The organism is Sphingobacterium composti, assembly GCF_009829075.1.
GTDB classification, from domain to species: domain Bacteria; phylum Bacteroidota; class Bacteroidia; order Sphingobacteriales; family Sphingobacteriaceae; genus Sphingobacterium; species Sphingobacterium composti.
Genome location: NZ_WUQZ01000003.1, coordinates 161,404 through 177,789, shown reverse-complemented (window position 1 = coordinate 177,789; position 16,386 = coordinate 161,404). Strand labels below are relative to the sequence as shown.

Annotated in this window: 14 protein-coding genes; 2 read left to right on the top strand and 12 right to left on the bottom strand. The window is 33.0% G+C overall.

Annotated features, from left to right (window positions below; genetic code table 11):
* Positions 1-27: 27 nt before the first annotated feature.
* The 10 genes from GOQ17_RS03435 to GOQ17_RS03390 form a co-directional block, all read right to left on the bottom strand.
* Positions 28-1,314, bottom strand: coding sequence for a nucleotide sugar dehydrogenase (locus tag GOQ17_RS03435; protein WP_159634802.1), 1,287 nt, complete (start codon positions 1,312-1,314; stop codon positions 28-30).
* Positions 1,315-1,350: 36 nt separating this feature from the next.
* Positions 1,351-1,818, bottom strand: a complete 468-nt coding sequence (locus GOQ17_RS03430) for an adenylyltransferase/cytidyltransferase family protein (protein ID WP_159634799.1) — start codon at positions 1,816-1,818, stop codon at positions 1,351-1,353.
* A 691-nt stretch (positions 1,819-2,509) separates the two neighbouring features.
* Complete coding sequence (locus tag GOQ17_RS03425; protein ID WP_159634796.1) at positions 2,510-3,736, bottom strand: OmpA family protein; 1,227 nt, start codon at positions 3,734-3,736, stop codon at positions 2,510-2,512.
* Between the two features lie 382 nt (positions 3,737-4,118).
* On the bottom strand, positions 4,119-5,201 hold the full coding sequence (gene gmd, locus GOQ17_RS03420) for a GDP-mannose 4,6-dehydratase (protein ID WP_159634793.1): 1,083 nt from the start codon (positions 5,199-5,201) through the stop codon (positions 4,119-4,121).
* A 7-nt stretch (positions 5,202-5,208) separates the two neighbouring features.
* Positions 5,209-6,159, bottom strand: a complete 951-nt coding sequence (locus GOQ17_RS03415) for a GDP-L-fucose synthase family protein (RefSeq protein WP_159634791.1) — start codon at positions 6,157-6,159, stop codon at positions 5,209-5,211.
* Between the two features lie 6 nt (positions 6,160-6,165).
* Positions 6,166-7,161 carry a mannose-1-phosphate guanylyltransferase gene (locus tag GOQ17_RS03410; RefSeq protein ID WP_159634788.1) on the bottom strand — a complete coding sequence of 332 codons (996 nt, stop codon included), beginning with the start codon at positions 7,159-7,161 and terminating at the stop codon, positions 6,166-6,168.
* A gap of 285 nt (positions 7,162-7,446) precedes the next feature.
* Positions 7,447-7,899: a hypothetical protein gene (locus GOQ17_RS03405; protein ID WP_159634785.1), complete on the bottom strand. Its 453-nt coding sequence runs from the start codon at positions 7,897-7,899 to the stop codon at positions 7,447-7,449.
* A gap of 122 nt (positions 7,900-8,021) precedes the next feature.
* Positions 8,022-8,492, bottom strand: a complete 471-nt coding sequence (locus GOQ17_RS03400) for an adenylyltransferase/cytidyltransferase family protein (protein ID WP_159634782.1) — start codon at positions 8,490-8,492, stop codon at positions 8,022-8,024.
* Between the two features lie 24 nt (positions 8,493-8,516).
* Positions 8,517-9,053, bottom strand: a complete 537-nt coding sequence (locus tag GOQ17_RS03395) for a 3'-5' exonuclease (protein WP_159634779.1) — start codon at positions 9,051-9,053, stop codon at positions 8,517-8,519.
* An 81-nt stretch (positions 9,054-9,134) separates the two neighbouring features.
* Complete coding sequence (locus tag GOQ17_RS03390; protein ID WP_159634776.1) at positions 9,135-10,415, bottom strand: replication-associated recombination protein A; 1,281 nt, start codon at positions 10,413-10,415, stop codon at positions 9,135-9,137.
* Positions 10,416-10,458: 43 nt separating this feature from the next.
* On the opposite strand from GOQ17_RS03390, the gene GOQ17_RS03385 reads away from it, so the two are divergent.
* The gene (locus tag GOQ17_RS03385; protein ID WP_159634773.1) at positions 10,459-11,625 is read left to right on the top strand and encodes a tetratricopeptide repeat protein; all 1,167 of its coding nucleotides are present in this window, start codon (positions 10,459-10,461) and stop codon (positions 11,623-11,625) included.
* A gap of 119 nt (positions 11,626-11,744) precedes the next feature.
* On the top strand, positions 11,745-13,859 hold the full coding sequence (locus GOQ17_RS03380; protein ID WP_236537036.1) for a carboxy terminal-processing peptidase: 2,115 nt from the start codon (positions 11,745-11,747) through the stop codon (positions 13,857-13,859).
* Between the two features lie 96 nt (positions 13,860-13,955).
* Here GOQ17_RS03380 and GOQ17_RS03375 read toward each other — a convergent pair whose 3' ends face one another.
* Entirely contained in the window at positions 13,956-15,137 is a 1,182-nt protein-coding gene (locus GOQ17_RS03375) for a hypothetical protein (protein WP_159634767.1), read from the bottom strand.
* Between the two features lie 146 nt (positions 15,138-15,283).
* Positions 15,284-16,258 carry a hypothetical protein gene (locus tag GOQ17_RS03370; protein ID WP_159634764.1) on the bottom strand — a complete coding sequence of 325 codons (975 nt, stop codon included), beginning with the start codon at positions 16,256-16,258 and terminating at the stop codon, positions 15,284-15,286.
* Between the last annotated feature and the right edge of the window lie 128 nt (positions 16,259-16,386).

The following is a 16,386-nucleotide window of genomic DNA, read 5'->3' as shown; positions in this document are numbered from 1 at the left end:
TTAAAAACAAATAAACCTCATAAAATTTTATAATCTAGCATCAACATATTGCCTATCAATCCCCCCCTTTAAATCAAAAACAACCGACTTTTCCTGTTTTAAAGATGATATATCTAATGCTAAGAATTCATCATGCGCTACAGCTATGATTATAGCATTATATTTTTTATCTGTCGGTAATACGCTTAAACAAGTTACATTATGTTCCTGATTAACAAATTCTGCCTCAACACATGGATCAAAAATTTCCACATTAAGACCATACTCTTTTAATTGCCAAAATACATCTATAACCTTCGAATTTCGAATATCGGGACAATTTTCTTTAAAAGTCACTCCTAATATAAGAGTATTTGCGCTTTTTATATGAATATCTTTAGCAATCATTAATTTAACAACTTTGGACGCCACAAACTCTGCAACAGAATCGTTTACACGTCTACCAGAAAGAATAACATTTGGATGATATCCTAATTGAACTGCTTTATGCGCCAGATAATAAGGATCTACTGAGATACAATGCCCACCAACAAGACCTGGTTTATATTTAAGGAAATTGAATTTAGTTGCAGCGGCATCTAGAACATCATGTGTATCAATTCCTATACGATCAAAAATTAAAGCTAGCTCATTAACAAAAGATATATTAACATCTCGTTGAGCATTTTCAATAGCTTTAGATGCTTCAGCTACTTTTATGCTTGCTGCCTTAAAAGTCCCGGCCGTAATGATATTCTTATACAGTTGATCTATTTCTTCAGCTACTTCTGGTGTTGACCCTGAAGTTACTTTTTTAATAGTGGTTAATGTATTTATTTTGTCCCCCGGAACAATCCTCTCTGGAGAGTATCCCACAAAAAAGTCTATATTGAGCTTTAATCCAGAATTTTTTTCCAAAACTGGGACACAGTCTTCTTCAGTACATCCAGGATATACTGTTGACTCGTAAATCACAATATTTCCAGGAGTTAAAACTTTTCCAATCATAGCTGAGGCTTGAAACAAAAATGTTAGATCAGGAGCATTAAATCGATCTATGGGGGTAGGAACAGTTACTATGTAAATATCAGCTTCGTAAATTTCTTCGACTTCACATGATACCCTATATCCCTTATTAAAATTTGTCTCTTTTGCTAAAGCGATAACATTAAACAACTCTTTTGAATCAACCTCATTAGTACGATCAATTCCACTATTTAATTCTCGAACACGAACTTCATTTACATCAAATCCTATTACTGAATGATGTTTCGAAAATTCAAGAGCTAATGGAAGCCCAACATACCCTTGACCTATTACCGCAATTTTTTTCATTAAAAATATTTTATTTCTACCACTTCCACTTTTGCATTATTTTTCAAAACCTTCCTTTTCTGCAACAGTCCTTCTAAAACCTGAACTAGAAAAACGGTGATCACGACCATTAAAATACAATTCAATACCCTTCTGCTCGCAATAAGCACGACCTGTAAAATCGCGTTTTGCATATTCATTACCTACTATTCTAACATCAATTTTAAATGATCTTAATATATCTTCTAAATCTTGTTCGGTAGAATACGGAACAATTTCGTCAACGTAATGACAACCCCTTAATTGAATGTAACGCTCTACAACTGTTTGTGTAGGCGTATATTTTTCAGGACGATATAATGTAGGATCCAACTGTAAACCAACTATAAGATAATCACATTGTCTTTTCGCTTCGGCTAGCATCATTATATGACCTGCATGTAGTAAATCAAATGTCGAAAAAGTAATTCCTACACGTGGTCCAGGATTATAGTCCTGATGCTTTTGAATTTTATTAAGTTCCATTATAGTTTTATATGGTGGGCATTATTTTCAAATATTACAATTTTTTCTTTAAATATTTCACTAGCATCAAAATAAATGAAGCCCCACTAATGAACAAATACTTCTACTAAAGTAGCAAAATTCAATAAATACTATTAATCATACGAATCTCCTAAAATTATTATTTAACTCCCAATCACACGCATTTGCAAATTCACCAAATAATGCTTTTTCATAAACATTTCTAACTTTTCAGCGAAATCCAGATGTTTACGTATTATAAAACTGCAAAGGCTCAAATAATGAATGCTGAGAATTTGAGTATAAATAAATTTTTAGGCCTCTATTCGCGGAATATAAGACCTGCAAAAATTAATTGATTTAGCTCTATTCGGATAAAATTGGTAGATTCACTAATATCTTTTATTTCTCATTCAAAGAACCTCGATTTTTATTAACAAAAAGAACTTTATTAGCAACTTTAATTTTGTTTTGAATGTAATAATTGAGCTCAATATTTGCCAACAGCAAATTGAGTAACGAAAGTTCTCAAATAGATCTTATATTAAAATATATTTTATCTATTTATGAGGTAACAACTGAGTTGGAAAGAGTACTTTTATTTATGCATAAAAAATTATTCTGACTTTTTAAACATAAAAAAACCTATAAACATAGTTTATAGGCTCCTTTATAAAAAAATTAGTGTTTGTTAATTTCCTAATACAATTACGGCACGACTTAGTCGAGGATCATCATAATACATATTATCAACACCTCCGTAATTACTAATTGTAAGCTGATTAGCAGGCACGCCAAATTCCCTTACCAAAACATTATAGATTGCTTCTGCACGCTCTCTACTTAATCGCTCATTAATTGCAGGAGTTCCTGTACCTTTATCTGCATACCCAGATATATTATATACAACATTAGATTTACCTTCTTTAATAGCTTTGGCAAAAAATCCTAAATTAACTCGTGCTTCATTACTAACTGTACTTTTATTAATTGGGAAAGTAATTAAAATTGGTGCTAAAAGAACATTACGCTCAATTTTAACATCTGTAATGGTCGAACTAGCGGCCTCTTCTAGCTGTTTTTTAAGAGCTTCATTATTATTAGCCAACTGATTAACTCGCTCACGTAAAGCATTTAACTCTGTCTCGTCATAAGATATAACTTGTATTTCGCGTTCCTTATTCCAAGCTTTGTTTCGTATATTATATACAATCCCGAAAGTACCTGACACTATTCCTTCTTCTTTTCTACCACCTAATTCGCCATCAAAATCATCTTTTACCAAAGATCCTCTGAAGTCTAGTGTAAGATTAAATGCATTACTTAAACGGAATGAATTATAAACACCCAAATTAATGGAAGGTTCACTAGATTTTGGTTCTCCACTTGTTACCCAAGCCCATCCCAAACCAACATATGGTGAAATGTTATAAAATCGACCTTCTCTATAACCACTTAAAATATTCGTTAAATTAAAGAGTACATCTCCATTTATATGGTTAAAATCAAACTTTTGAACCTCTAATAACCCTAAATCACTGCTATTCTTAACGTCTTGATAAATTTCTCCAGTAGAATGTGTTAATGCTGAACTCCAGTTATTGTGTGTCAATCCCTTAAGTTTATATCCATTATACCCTACTCTTACACCTATACCTGGTGTAAACCATTTACCTAGATACGCATTAACAGCTGGAGTAAGACGATCCTTGAATTGCATTTGCTTGTCATGATCACCGATTAACATTTGAGCTCCTCCACTAATTCCTAAAAACCAGTTATCAAAATAATAATTTGTGACAACCTTATACCTATCCTTGCTTTCATTAACAATTGTCTGGGTCTTAGTGTTATTCACTTGTCCATAGGCATTAGCAATAAATCCAATTAATGCTAGTGAAAGAATAAATCTTTGCATATTCATAATTTTATTATTAAATAAAAATAGTATGGCTTATAATCCGAAAGAACCTTGGTTAATCAAGCATTTCTTCAAATATTAATTCATACTAGGTAGATGAAGAGATTGAGTTATAATATTTAGTGTTAATTACTCTCTACACAAAGTAAAACATAGTTCTTCTGAAAACAAAATTTTTATTACATTTTTTTTGTGAGTATAAGAATATGACCGTTAAGCTAACATGGGTTAACCAAAACAACATTTTTTCAAAAACCTCCAATCCAATTTCATTTTTTGCTCTCAATAAGCATCTAATTATTTTTAATAAAACAGAAGGAAGCCTAATTATTGGCTTCCCTTCAAATGATAATTTAATAGTTATATACTTGACTTCGTATTATCGTGATTGCAGCAATTTAACATCATTTTCAACCATCTCTTTGACTAATGCCTGTAAATCATATTTTGGTTCCCATCCCAACTTAGTTTTTGATTTTGTTGGGTCACCAATAAGCAAATCAACTTCTGTAGGCCTATAGTACGCTGGATCAACTTTTACCACTATCTTCCCGATCTCAAGCTGAAAAGCTGGATTTGCGCAGCTTACTACACGAGCCACTTCATTTTCTTGTTCTCCTTCAAAAGACAACTCAACCCCTACCTCTTCAAATGCATGTCTAACAAAATCCCTCACTGATGTGGTGACCCCTGTAGCAATTACATAATCTTCTGCTTCTTCTTGTTGTAATATGCGCCACATTGCTTCCACATAATCCTTTGCATGTCCCCAATCGCGCAATGCGTTTAGGTTACCTAAATACAAACAATCTTGTTTACCTAATGCAATAGCTGCAGTAGCCATAGTGATCTTACGTGTCACGAACGTCTCACCTCTCCGTGGAGATTCATGGTTGAATAAGATCCCATTACAAGCATACAAATTATAAGCCTCACGATAATTTTTAGTAATCCAAAAACCATAAATTTTAGCTACTCCATAGGGCGACCTTGGATAAAAAGCAGAGTTCTCATCATAAAACCCCTTTTCATTTTTATTAGATGCCATTCCCCCATACAACTCGGAAGTGGAGGCTTGATAGATTCGAGTTTTCTTCTCTAAACCAAGTATACGTACTGCTTCAAGAATACGAAGTGTCCCTAATCCATCTACATTTCCAACATATTCTGGTGAGTCAAAAGAAACCTTAACATGTGACATTGCTCCCAAATTGTAAATTTCATCGGGTTGTACTTCTTGTATAATACGTATTATATTGGTTGAGTCAGTTAGATCTCCATAATGCAACTTAAATCTTACATTCTCTTCATGGAGGTCCATATATAAATGATCGATACGTTGGGTATTAAATGAGGATGCACGACGCTTAATACCATGTACCATATATCCTTTTTCCAAAAGAAGTTCGGCTAGATATGAACCATCTTGTCCGGTTATACCAGTGATTAGTGCTGTTTTCATTTTCAATTTAGATTTTAACTTCTTTAAAATAAGCTTGATTTTCTAAAAACCAGGCATAGGTTCTCGCTATACCTTCCTCAAGGTCGACTTGATGCTTCCAGCCAAGCTCATGCATTTTTGATACGTCCATTAGCTTGCGTGGTGTTCCATCTGGTTTTGTAGCATCCCAAATCACTTCGCCTTTATGTCCTACAATTTTCTGTATTATCTCCGCCAATTCTTTGATAGAAAGATCTGACCCCGTTCCCACGTTGTACAAGTGTTCTGGCAATTCATTTTGCAAAGCAAATATTACTGAAGCTGCCATGTCCTCCACATACAAAAATTCGCGTAATGGAGTTCCTGAACCCCATAGTTCAACTGTTGAATGTCCATTTAATTTTGCATCATGAAACTTGCGAATCATCGCTGGTAAAACATGAGAAGTTTGTAAATCAAAATTGTCATGTATACCATAAAGATTTGTTGGCATTAGGCTTACATAATCCTTATTGAATTGCTTCCTGATAGCTTCACAAGTTTTCACACCTGCTATTTTTGCCAGTGCATACGCATCATTTGTAGGCTCTAGACTTCCTGTTAATAAGTATTCTTCTTTAAGCGGTTGTGGTGCAAGTTTTGGATAAATACAAGATGAACCTAAAAATATAAATTTTTGTGTACCAAAAGCTAATGAAGAATCTATTAAATTGTTTTGAATTTGAAGATTATCCATCAAAAATTGATATGGATATGTGCTGTTAGCTAATATCCCCCCAACCCGTGCTGCAGCATCGATAACCACCCTGGGCTTTTCCTCTTCAAAAAATGATTTTACTGCTTGCTGATCTCGTAAATCTAATTCCTTACTAGTTTTTCCTACTAAGTTTCGATACCCTTGCTTCTCTAACTGGCGCCATATTGCAGAACCGACCATTCCGTGGTGGCCAGCTATGTATATCTTAGATGTTTTATCCATGTTTTATTAATCAAGAAGTTTTGATTGGTGTTTATCTAACATATTGTAAATCTTCTTTACATCCTGCGACTTTTCTTTTTGTACAATTAAGAATGCATCTTTGGTATATACAAAAATCGTATTCTTTAACCCAACAAATCCTGTAAAAATCTCGGTTCCAATTACTATATTACCATTGTCATCTTTAGGATAACCACTTGCAACAAAATAATCATAAAGTGCTTCAAATGAGCCTAGATCAGACCATTCGAAAGATGTTGAAACAACTCTTATTTTCTTAGACCTCTCCATAACAGCATAATCAACTGAGATAGAAGGTATATCTAATGAGAGTCCTTCATCAAGTATACCATCTTTAGATGACTCCCATGCTTTTTTCGCATTTTCGTAAACCTTTGGCTCGTAAGTTTTTAATTCTTCCAAAAAAACTGACGCTTGAAAACAAAACATACCAGAATTCCATAGAAAATTACCTCGCTCAATAAAATCTTCCGCTGTATCCAAATTTGGTTTCTCACGAAAAGATTTAACTAAATCATTATCATATTCTATATATCCATAACCTGTTTCTGGACGAGTAGGCAATATACCAAATGTTACAATATAACCTTCTTTTGCTTTCTCTATACCCGCATGGATGGCATCTTCATATTCCTTCTCACCCGCAATCATATGATCTGAAGGCGTTACTATTAGAATATCTTCTGGTTCTAGCGCTAATGCAGCAAAAGCAATTGCCGCTGCAGTATTACGGGGAGTAGCTTCAACAATATTGAGATAAGGTAGCCCACAATTCACCATAGCTTTATGGCTTAAATGGGTATTATCTTTATTCCCAACAATAACAACTTTATTTGCGATCGTTTGATTGCGCTGAACTGTCATTTCAAACAATGATTTTCCCTTAAATAAATCAAGATATTGTTTAGGAGATTGTTTGCGAGACAAAGGCCATAAGCGACTACCTACACCTCCAGTCAATAAAACGTGAATTATACTCATTTTCTATATTTTACTGTAAATTAAATTTGTCCTAAATCTCTGACTTTTAAAATATCTTACCAAAAATAGTAAGGAGAAATTTTAGTTTTTTGTAGCATAACTAACTTAATTAAGCACAATTCCAAAATTACCACGAATTAAATAACAGTCTATTGGGACGAAAAGTCTAAATCAAAATCAAATAATATACTCGTACATGAGCAATCATTATGAATACTTCTAGCAAAAATACAGTAAATATTTTAACGATTAATAATATTAATATTAACCCTACAGTTATATGTGCTATGAAGGCTCGTAGTTAACTCTTAACTTCTTCTTAAATGCAACTTTCTTATTTTTATCTTCAATTAAATAACCTGAAATTGTTATACAAAAGTTTTTAAATTCTTTTTCACTTACATTTCTGGACTTTTTGAAACCTACAGACAAATCAACCCCTTGGGGTGATAGCGGCAATTTTGTGGAAATCTGATTGTGCGAGCGAAGTTGAAGTTTATTGGTATGGAGCTTTAGATGGTCAATTGTAAGCGCGCGTGCTTCTTTTTTTACTTCACGGATATGAAACATTACAAGACCGTAACGATTTTTGGCTTTTTGTAAAGTATTATCTGTAAAACGTATGGAAACATTTAAATCTATGAACTGGTCGAAAACCTTTCTTTTTTTAAAATTAACATAAAAAATTACTGCAACAATTAAAGCTGCTATTCCGGCAATTAATAGATAGATATACATGTTGTGTAGATGTTTTTACAAATATACAATGATATATTGTATTTTAACAACTCTATACTCTAAAAATTGAGTTAAAATACTATTAAAGCACATTTTAACAAAAAAAATCGCTAGGTCTACGCCTAACGATTTTCATTCTTCTCCGCCTCTTTCTGAGCCACTATCTTTCTTAAGCCAGAACTAGAAAATCTATGGTCACGGCTATTGAAATATAACTCTATACCTTTTTCTTCACAATACTTTCTTCCTGTAAAATCACGATCTTTATATTCATCCCCAACAATACGTACATCTAGCTTGAATGACCTTAAAATATCCTCTAGATCCTGCTCAGTTGAATATGGAACAATTTCATCAACATAATGACAGCCACGTAATTGGATATATCGCTCAACAACAGTCTGAGTCGGAGCATTTTTCTCAGGACGATCTAGCGTTGGATCCATTTGTAACCCACAAATTAAATAATCACATTGTCTTTTTGCTTCAGCCAACATCATAATATGACCAGCATGCAGCAAATCAAAAGTTGAAAATGTAATTCCAACTCTAGGTCCAGGATTGTAATCTTTAGGTTTTCTTCTTTCTTCCATTTTTAGATTTATTACGAAATAGTTTTATTGATTTACTAATTGAAATTGTACTAATTTATCCTTTGCATTACCCTTGGACAAATACAATTCTGCACTTGCACGCGCATCGGATAATGCATCGTGGGGGTTTAGTTCTATACCCATAATATCACATACAACACTTAATTTTGTCTTTACAAATCCTAATTGTTTATAAATGACACTGGTACACTCCCATTTTTCTTGTAATCCCAAATCTTCGTAAACCAGGCCATAATATTGCATGCATCGTCGCAACACTTTTCTATCTAGCTCTTCATTATGGGCAACCATAATTTGTCCATACACTAATGGTAATATTTCAGGGAAAATATCTAAAAACGTAGGTGCATTAATAGTATCTTTTGCTTTAATACCATGTACTCGTGTGGTCTGCCACATATATTTGTTTTCAGGAGGTTGCACGAGGCTATAATACTCGTTTACAATTTTTCCATCCACTACGCTAACCAACCCAACAGCACAAACACTATTATATTCTGAGGTAGCTAATTCAAAATCTATGGATGTAAATGTTTGCATTATGCAAATTTAAATGTTATAATTAAATAATAAGTTCCTCATATTAGACACGAATTTAGCTTTTTGCATGTTAAGTAACATCTAATATCCATATTTGTTCTTCCATTTTTCTTTCAGCGAACTCCTAAGTTTGTCCTCAGAACTATTCTTTCCTGGCGAATACAATTTCGTTCCTTGTATTCCTTCAGGCATAAACTCTTGTTCTACAAAATTTCCTGTATAGGCATGAGCATATTTGTATTCCGTACCATAATCTAATTCTTTCATGAGTTTGGTTGGAGCATTTCGCAAATGCAGAGGAACAGATAAATCACCTGTCTGCTTGACTAAGGCTTGTGCTTTATTTATAGCTTCATAGGAAGCATTACTTTTAGCAGATGAAGCCAAATAAGTTACTGTTTGCGACAAAATAATTCTAGACTCAGGCCATCCTATTACATTTACTGCTTGAAAGCAGTTATTAGCCAGCAATAACGCATTTGGATTAGCGTTTCCAATATCTTCTGAAGCTAAAATAAGTAATCTTCTAGCAATAAATGAAGGATCTTCTCCACCCTCAATCATCCTTGCCAACCAATAAACAGCAGCATTGGGATCTGAACCACGTATAGACTTGATAAAAGCGGAAATAATATCATAATGTTGCTCTCCAGTCTTATCATATCGCACCATATTTTGCTGCACTTGTTTCAATACAAAATCATTGGTAATAGCGATATTGTAAGGCACAGCAGCATTGATAACAAGCTCAAGTACATTTAACAATTTACGTGCATCACCTCCTGAAATACGTAACAAAGCATCATATTCTTTAATGACGATATTGTCGGTTTTTAGAAAATCATCTTCTTTAATTGCTTTATGCACTAAACCTATTAAATCATTCTTATCCAAAGACTCTAACACATACACTTGGCAACGACTTAATAATGCAGAAATAACTTCAAAAGAAGGATTTTCTGTAGTAGCTCCTATTAATGTCACTAATCCTCTCTCTACCGCACCCAACAGTGAATCTTGTTGACTTTTCGAGAATCGATGTATCTCATCAATAAATAGAATTGGTTGTTCTTGATTGAAATTCTGAAGCTGTTCAGCCTTATCTATTATTTCGCGAACTTCCTTGACCCCTGCCTTAATAGCACTCAAACTAAAAAAAGGTCTATCCAGTTCTTTAGCAATCAAAAAAGCCAAACTAGTCTTTCCCACACCTGGAGGTCCCCAAAGAATCATTGAAGGAACATTCTTGCGAGATATTGCGTTAAATAATACAGCTTCCTCCCCCAATAAATGACGCTGACCCACATAATCTTTTATACTATGCGGTCTTAATCTTTCAGCCAGAGGTATTCGTGTCGACATTATGCTATATTATGAAATACTTTACAAAGTTACATAAAATGATTTGGCAAAAAAGTTATCTACTTTTACTACATTTGATAAAACGCTTATATTGAGAATGAGAATAATTACGACAGTGCTTTTTTCAATTTTATCTACAATTAATCTTGTTTACAGCCAGTCACTTGCACAAGACACGTTAGATCCTTACGGATTCGTCAACAAATACGACACTAAATTCAATGGAATAGGCCCTAAAGTATATATATTACCTTTGCCTAGAACTTTAAAGGATGAAATGATTGATACCTATAAAGAAATACAAACTTTTCAGGACTCTATCCATTTAGGTTACCACAAAGAAAGACTGATATCAACTTTTAAAAGAACATCTAATAATCAATTTGTACATAATATAATTCAAGATAAAATTTCTGAATCGGATCAAACAAAACTGCTTCAGAAATTTATAGAGCAAAAGAACCATGCTGTTGTATATGGATTATATAATATAATAGCAAATGACTATTTGCTAGAAGGCAAAATATATAAAGCCTTGGAGGCATTAAACACTGCCCTTTCACACGCTCAATCTGCAAACAACCCACAAGATATTGCTACGATTCAATCTAATTTGGCATCTACTTATTTGTTAACTAATAAATTTGATGAAGCACTCCATCTTGAAAGTTTACATCTGGAAAATGCTTTAAAGACTAAAAATATAGCAGATCAAGCCGTATCTACCGCAAAAATAGCTTGGATACAAGCTTATAAAAAAGAATATCACACTGCAGAAAACACCATAATTCGTAAAGCTATTCCATTATTCAACAAGTCTAAATACTATGCAGGAAAAGTTGATGCATGGATCATTCTAGCAGATATATACCGTGCACAAAATAAGCATACAGAAGCGCAGTGGTTCCTACTGCAAGCTAGGGATTTAGCTAAAGAAAAAGATTTTAGTGAAAAATTGGCGACAATAGAATACATGCTTGGTTCTTCAAAAATGATACAATCTAATTACAAAGTTGCCCAAAATGAACTAGAAGAAGCTTGGAATCTTGTGAAAGGAGAAGAAGACAACTTTTTGCAGCTTGCTATAGCGGAACAATTAGGACGTTCACATGTTCATCTAAAGGATTACGAATCTGCAAAAAACTTCCTCGATCAATATTGGTCGCTAAGAAAAAGCTTGTTTAGCAAAAAAATTACATCAATACAATAAACTATCCCACTTTTTGAAGTCCAAGGATGTAATATTGATTTATTTTTTGCCTAATTTTAGATTCTATTAAAACCAGAGAAGAAGTCAATTCAAAAATGTTATTTCACAATACAATATATATGTTTAAAAATTTTTTAGTTTGTTTAGCTTTTATTTCAGTAGTTGCATGTGGCTCAAAACCTAGAGTAATCATTGAAGAAGGAGATTTAAGCCTTAAACCTTCTTTACAACATGAGGTTATTGCTAAAGAAGTAGTAGGGATTTTGGAAAATTACAGTTATAAAAAAGTAGCTGCAAGCGATTCAATATCAAATATAGTCTTTGATAATCTTGTAAAATCCTTGGATGAGGGAAAAAATTATTTCCTACAATCTGAAATCGACGAATTTCAACAGTATCGCAATACAATAAGTCAAGACTTTAAAAAAGGAGATTTATCAAGTGCTTTTCATGTGTTTAACACCTATAATCAGCGAGCGCTAGAAGTTCTACAATATGCCTTGACGCAAATAGATGTTGCACATGATTTCAATAAGGAGGAAAACTATGTGAACTTCAGAGATAAACTTAATTGGTTTAAATCAGATGCAGAATTAAAAGATCAGTGGCGCAAACGTGTTAAATTTGATCTATTAAATTTAAAACTCACATCTGCCGAAGGAAAGGATGAATCAGCGAAACATAAAGAAACGCTTAAAAAGCGTTATAACAATCTAATTTCTCAGGCTAAGCAAACGAATTCGAATGATGCATTCCAATTAGTAATGTCTGCGTATACAAATGCTATAGATCCACATACGACCTATTATAACCCATCTTTTGCCCAACGCTTCAATGAGGACATGTCCAATACCTTAGAAGGTATTGGTGCAAGACTGCAAATGGAAAATGATATGGTAACAATCAAGGAGATTATTGCTGGTGGACCTGCTTTCAGAGATAAAACTTTAAAAATGGATGACCGTATCGTTGGTGTAGCACAGGGCAATGGTGAATTTGAAGACATTATTGGTTGGCGTTTGGATGCCGCTGTAGCAAAAATTAAAGGTCCAAAAGGAACTGTAGTAAGACTAAAAATCCTTCCTGCTGGTGCAGATATTTCAGCGCAACCAACCATAGTAAAGTTAACAAGAGAGAAAATCGTAATCGAAGAAGAGTCTGCAAAGAAAACGATAAAAACTGTTAAAGGCGAGGACGGTAAGAACTACCGTATTGGAGTTATTACCTTACCAAAATTCTATATCGATTTTGAGGCGTATCGCAAACGTGATCCAAATTATAAGAGTACAACTCGCGATGTTCGTCTTTTATTAGATACATTAAACCAAGAGAAAGTTGATGCTGTAGTTTTAGATTTGAGAAATAATGGTGGTGGTTCCTTGCAAGAATCAATTGAACTAACAGGCTTGTTTATCGAAAAAGGACCTGTTGTGCAAGTTAAAGACACACGTGGACAGATAGAAGTACACCAAGATGAAGACAGTAATGTTGCTTGGAAAGGACCATTTGGCGTGATAATCAATCGCTATTCAGCCTCAGCTTCAGAAATCTTCGCTGGTGCTATACAGGATTATGGTCGCGGTGTTATTTTAGGCTCAAGTTCATTTGGTAAAGGTACAGTTCAATCTGCGGTGGATATGTCTAGATTTATTAGCTCGGTAAATAAATTAAAATTAAAAGCAGCAGGTGAAACTAAAGATGCGGACACTCCAAATGGCGCACCTGAGTTTGGGCAAATAAATGTGACTGTCGCAAAATTCTACAGAATAAATGGTAGTAGTACACAACATAAAGGAGTAGAACCTGATATCACATTTCCAACTCAATTTACATCAGAAAAATACGGAGAGAGTTCAGAACCAGCAGCCTTACCATGGGATCAAATTCGTTCTACGAACTTTTCAAAAATTAATGATTTAACGGCAATCAAAAATCAGTTAGCGTCTAAACATGAGGCAAGGATGAAAACTTCTGCAGAATATAAATTTCTGTTAGAAGACATCGATGAATTCACCAAAGCGATGTCAACAACTTCTACTATTAGTTTGAATGAGGCTAAACTGAAGAAAGAAAGAGACGAGAATAAAGCTAAAAACAGAAATCGTCTTAATAAACTTTTAGAATTAAATAATATGCCGCTTTGGAAAGAGGGGCAGCCCCAACCTAAAGTTGAATTCGACTTCATCTTAGATGAAAGTTTAAATGTAATGAGGGATTTCATAACTAATAAATAAAAAGCAAGACCTGAGTATATAAGCTCGGGTCTTACTTTTATCCAACATATTGAATCACTTAAATAATCTTAATTTTCCATCTAAATATTATTAGAATTACTCTGAATGATTAGACACATGGAAATCCTTATTAACACTATTCATCATCTCAATTAAACGTCCCTTAATTTTTTTAGCTGTTGCAAATTCTACAGTAGTGGATTTTTTCTGCAAACTCTCTGTAGAAATAAAAGTTACGTTTGGAGTTCTAAAATGTCTGGCGAAGAACCCAAAAGTCCTCCTAACATTTTCTTCCGGTAATATTCTATGTTTTATGAACAATCTGATTAAAAGACCTAGTTGTGCTACTGGCAAATTAATTTGTAATTTTTCACTATCGTTCCAAAGTTTATCATCCAAAACTTCAGCTCTTCTGACTTCTAAGCGTTGAATAACTGTTTCCCTTTTATCTTTATAAAATGTTTTAAGGAGTTCTAAAATTGATTTTTGTTTAGGAAAAAGACTTACACAATTTTGATTTCTTATAGTATTTAATTCTTCTTCCACACTTATAAAAAAGTCTAAATGCTGATGCAAGCTAGAATTTTGTACGAGAATCGAATTATGTTTTTTCAGAAAATAATCGTAAAATAAGCTGCTATTAAAGCCATTTTGGATTAGTATATTGTCAATATTATAGGAATCTATAATTTCAGTTTTTAAGATGGATGCAATTAGTTCTGTTGCATAAGAATACTCGATATTTGTTATGCCTTTACGTGTTATTAATGTTCTAAGTTCATAAACAACAATATTAGATATTTCATATTCCATTTCCGAAATTTCAAATTTAGTTTTCAATTCTTTCAAACTATTATTGTAATTTACTTTCAAAGAAGAAAGCTTGAAATCTGTAATAGGCAAAAAATGAACAATTTCTTTACAGAAAGGCACACAGTAATCTATAATCTCTTCTATAATATTAAGGATTTTAATGTAAGAATGTCTTAATTGTGGGTCTAAGGGAAAGTTTTTATTTTTTGATTTAAGAAGTAGAGCCCAATATACCCTATTGCTTAATAACAACATTTGCAAGAGATTTGATCGTACCAATGTAACTGAAGAATTAATCAATTCGACCAAATAAGACTTAATTCCGCTAATCTCCATCTGAAAAGAATCTAAAAAATCTTTATAATCATTTTTATCAAATTCCTTATTCCGATTGGAATCAGAACAAAACAATTCTTCAATATCACAAAGCACGCCTGAAAGTGTACTACCTTTAGAAACCCGCATAATTTAAATAAATCGGTTAACAAACTATTATTCTCACATATATTTTTGCGGATGCAAAATAAATCTCATCATCAAATTGTAGATGTGTAACGACCATATACTTACATATGGAATCTCACTCAAGATCAACCATTTACCTTAGCCGACTAATTATTATCCTGTGTGCGGTTCCTAAGTTTTAATATTTTATCGGTAAGATTTTTAAAATATTTCAACCTATCTTTTTCTGAGCCGATACCTAATGCCATAGATTTATCCCGCGAGGATTTAAAAATATGGTAATTATCCATTAACACTCTACTAGAGACCATTGTTATACTATTAATGATATCCATTTTTAGCGATACACTTCTTAATTCATCATCCTGTATTATCATGAAACTTCTTCCTAATGGAGAAGGTTTTACAAAAAAGTCAAACCGCTTACCGGATGCCTTTTCACCATTTGATGCCAATTCTTTAAAATTTGTAATAAGGTCAAGTAAATCATCAAGCAATTTATTTTTAATATCAGCACTAGTGAACTTTTCCAGTTCTTCAAAATGTTCAATTTGTGATAATAAATTATCCACAACTCCATGATCCCATATCTCGGTACTTTCAATATTTTCATAGTTTGATGCAATAGATTGAAATATTGGCTCAAGATTGTATTCTTCCAAGCACTTAACATATTCTTCATATGTACATTCTATTTTACTCATATCATATGCGTAAACATAAAGTTTAAAATAAGTAAGAGAGGTGTAGGGCATAAAGTGAAATATAGGGATATCATCTGCTTGAAATAATATTTTAGACCCTACAATTTGTGAAGCATTGAATAGTAATTTATCTAAACCAAGTATATAATTACGGTATTTTTCAAGATCAAGCATATCGAGAGGATGGTATCTTACATACACGTATTCTGGATTATCATGAAATAATTCATCTGGTCTAAGATTAAAATACTTAACTATTTTCTTCAACTTATCATAATCGATTAAAGTTGTTTCCGAATTCCATTTACTAGCAGCAGCATTACTCCTGAATAGTAAATCAGCCAATTTACTTTTCATTTCCTTTTTTGTTTTAAATCTTTCTGCGATTAGATCAAATAACTCTTTCTGACTTTTCATAGGTTAATTATTTGTTAAGTTGGTTATATAAAACGAAATTACTACATTTTAAATTTTTTTAATTTCCCTCATCTTACCTTTAAAATGTTTAAGAAGCCTCAAACAATTTATCATCTTACGTAAAAATG

What these genes read in the sequence shown, in the direction of transcription:
- GOQ17_RS03410 (WP_159634788.1), bottom strand. Translation starts at nt 7,161, where the DNA reads ATGAGTATAATTCACGTTTTATTGACTGGAGGTGTAGGTAGTCGCTTA.
- GOQ17_RS03375 (WP_159634767.1), bottom strand. Translation starts at nt 15,137, where the DNA reads ATGCGGGTTTCTAAAGGTAGTACACTTTCAGGCGTGCTTTGTGATATT.
- GOQ17_RS03430 (WP_159634799.1), bottom strand. Translation starts at nt 1,818, where the DNA reads ATGGAACTTAATAAAATTCAAAAGCATCAGGACTATAATCCTGGACCA.
- GOQ17_RS03370 (WP_159634764.1), bottom strand. Translation starts at nt 16,258, where the DNA reads ATGAAAAGTCAGAAAGAGTTATTTGATCTAATCGCAGAAAGATTTAAA.
- GOQ17_RS03415 (WP_159634791.1), bottom strand. Translation starts at nt 6,159, where the DNA reads ATGGATAAAACATCTAAGATATACATAGCTGGCCACCACGGAATGGTC.
- GOQ17_RS03405 (WP_159634785.1), bottom strand. Translation starts at nt 7,899, where the DNA reads ATGTATATCTATCTATTAATTGCCGGAATAGCAGCTTTAATTGTTGCA.
- GOQ17_RS03425 (WP_159634796.1), bottom strand. Translation starts at nt 3,736, where the DNA reads ATGCAAAGATTTATTCTTTCACTAGCATTAATTGGATTTATTGCTAAT.
- gmd (WP_159634793.1), bottom strand. Translation starts at nt 5,201, where the DNA reads ATGAAAACAGCACTAATCACTGGTATAACCGGACAAGATGGTTCATAT.
- GOQ17_RS03390 (WP_159634776.1), bottom strand. Translation starts at nt 10,415, where the DNA reads ATGTCGACACGAATACCTCTGGCTGAAAGATTAAGACCGCATAGTATA.
- GOQ17_RS03395 (WP_159634779.1), bottom strand. Translation starts at nt 9,053, where the DNA reads ATGCAAACATTTACATCCATAGATTTTGAATTAGCTACCTCAGAATAT.
- GOQ17_RS03380 (WP_236537036.1), top strand. Translation starts at nt 11,745, where the DNA reads ATGTTTAAAAATTTTTTAGTTTGTTTAGCTTTTATTTCAGTAGTTGCA.
- GOQ17_RS03435 (WP_159634802.1), bottom strand. Translation starts at nt 1,314, where the DNA reads ATGAAAAAAATTGCGGTAATAGGTCAAGGGTATGTTGGGCTTCCATTA.
- GOQ17_RS03400 (WP_159634782.1), bottom strand. Translation starts at nt 8,492, where the DNA reads ATGGAAGAAAGAAGAAAACCTAAAGATTACAATCCTGGACCTAGAGTT.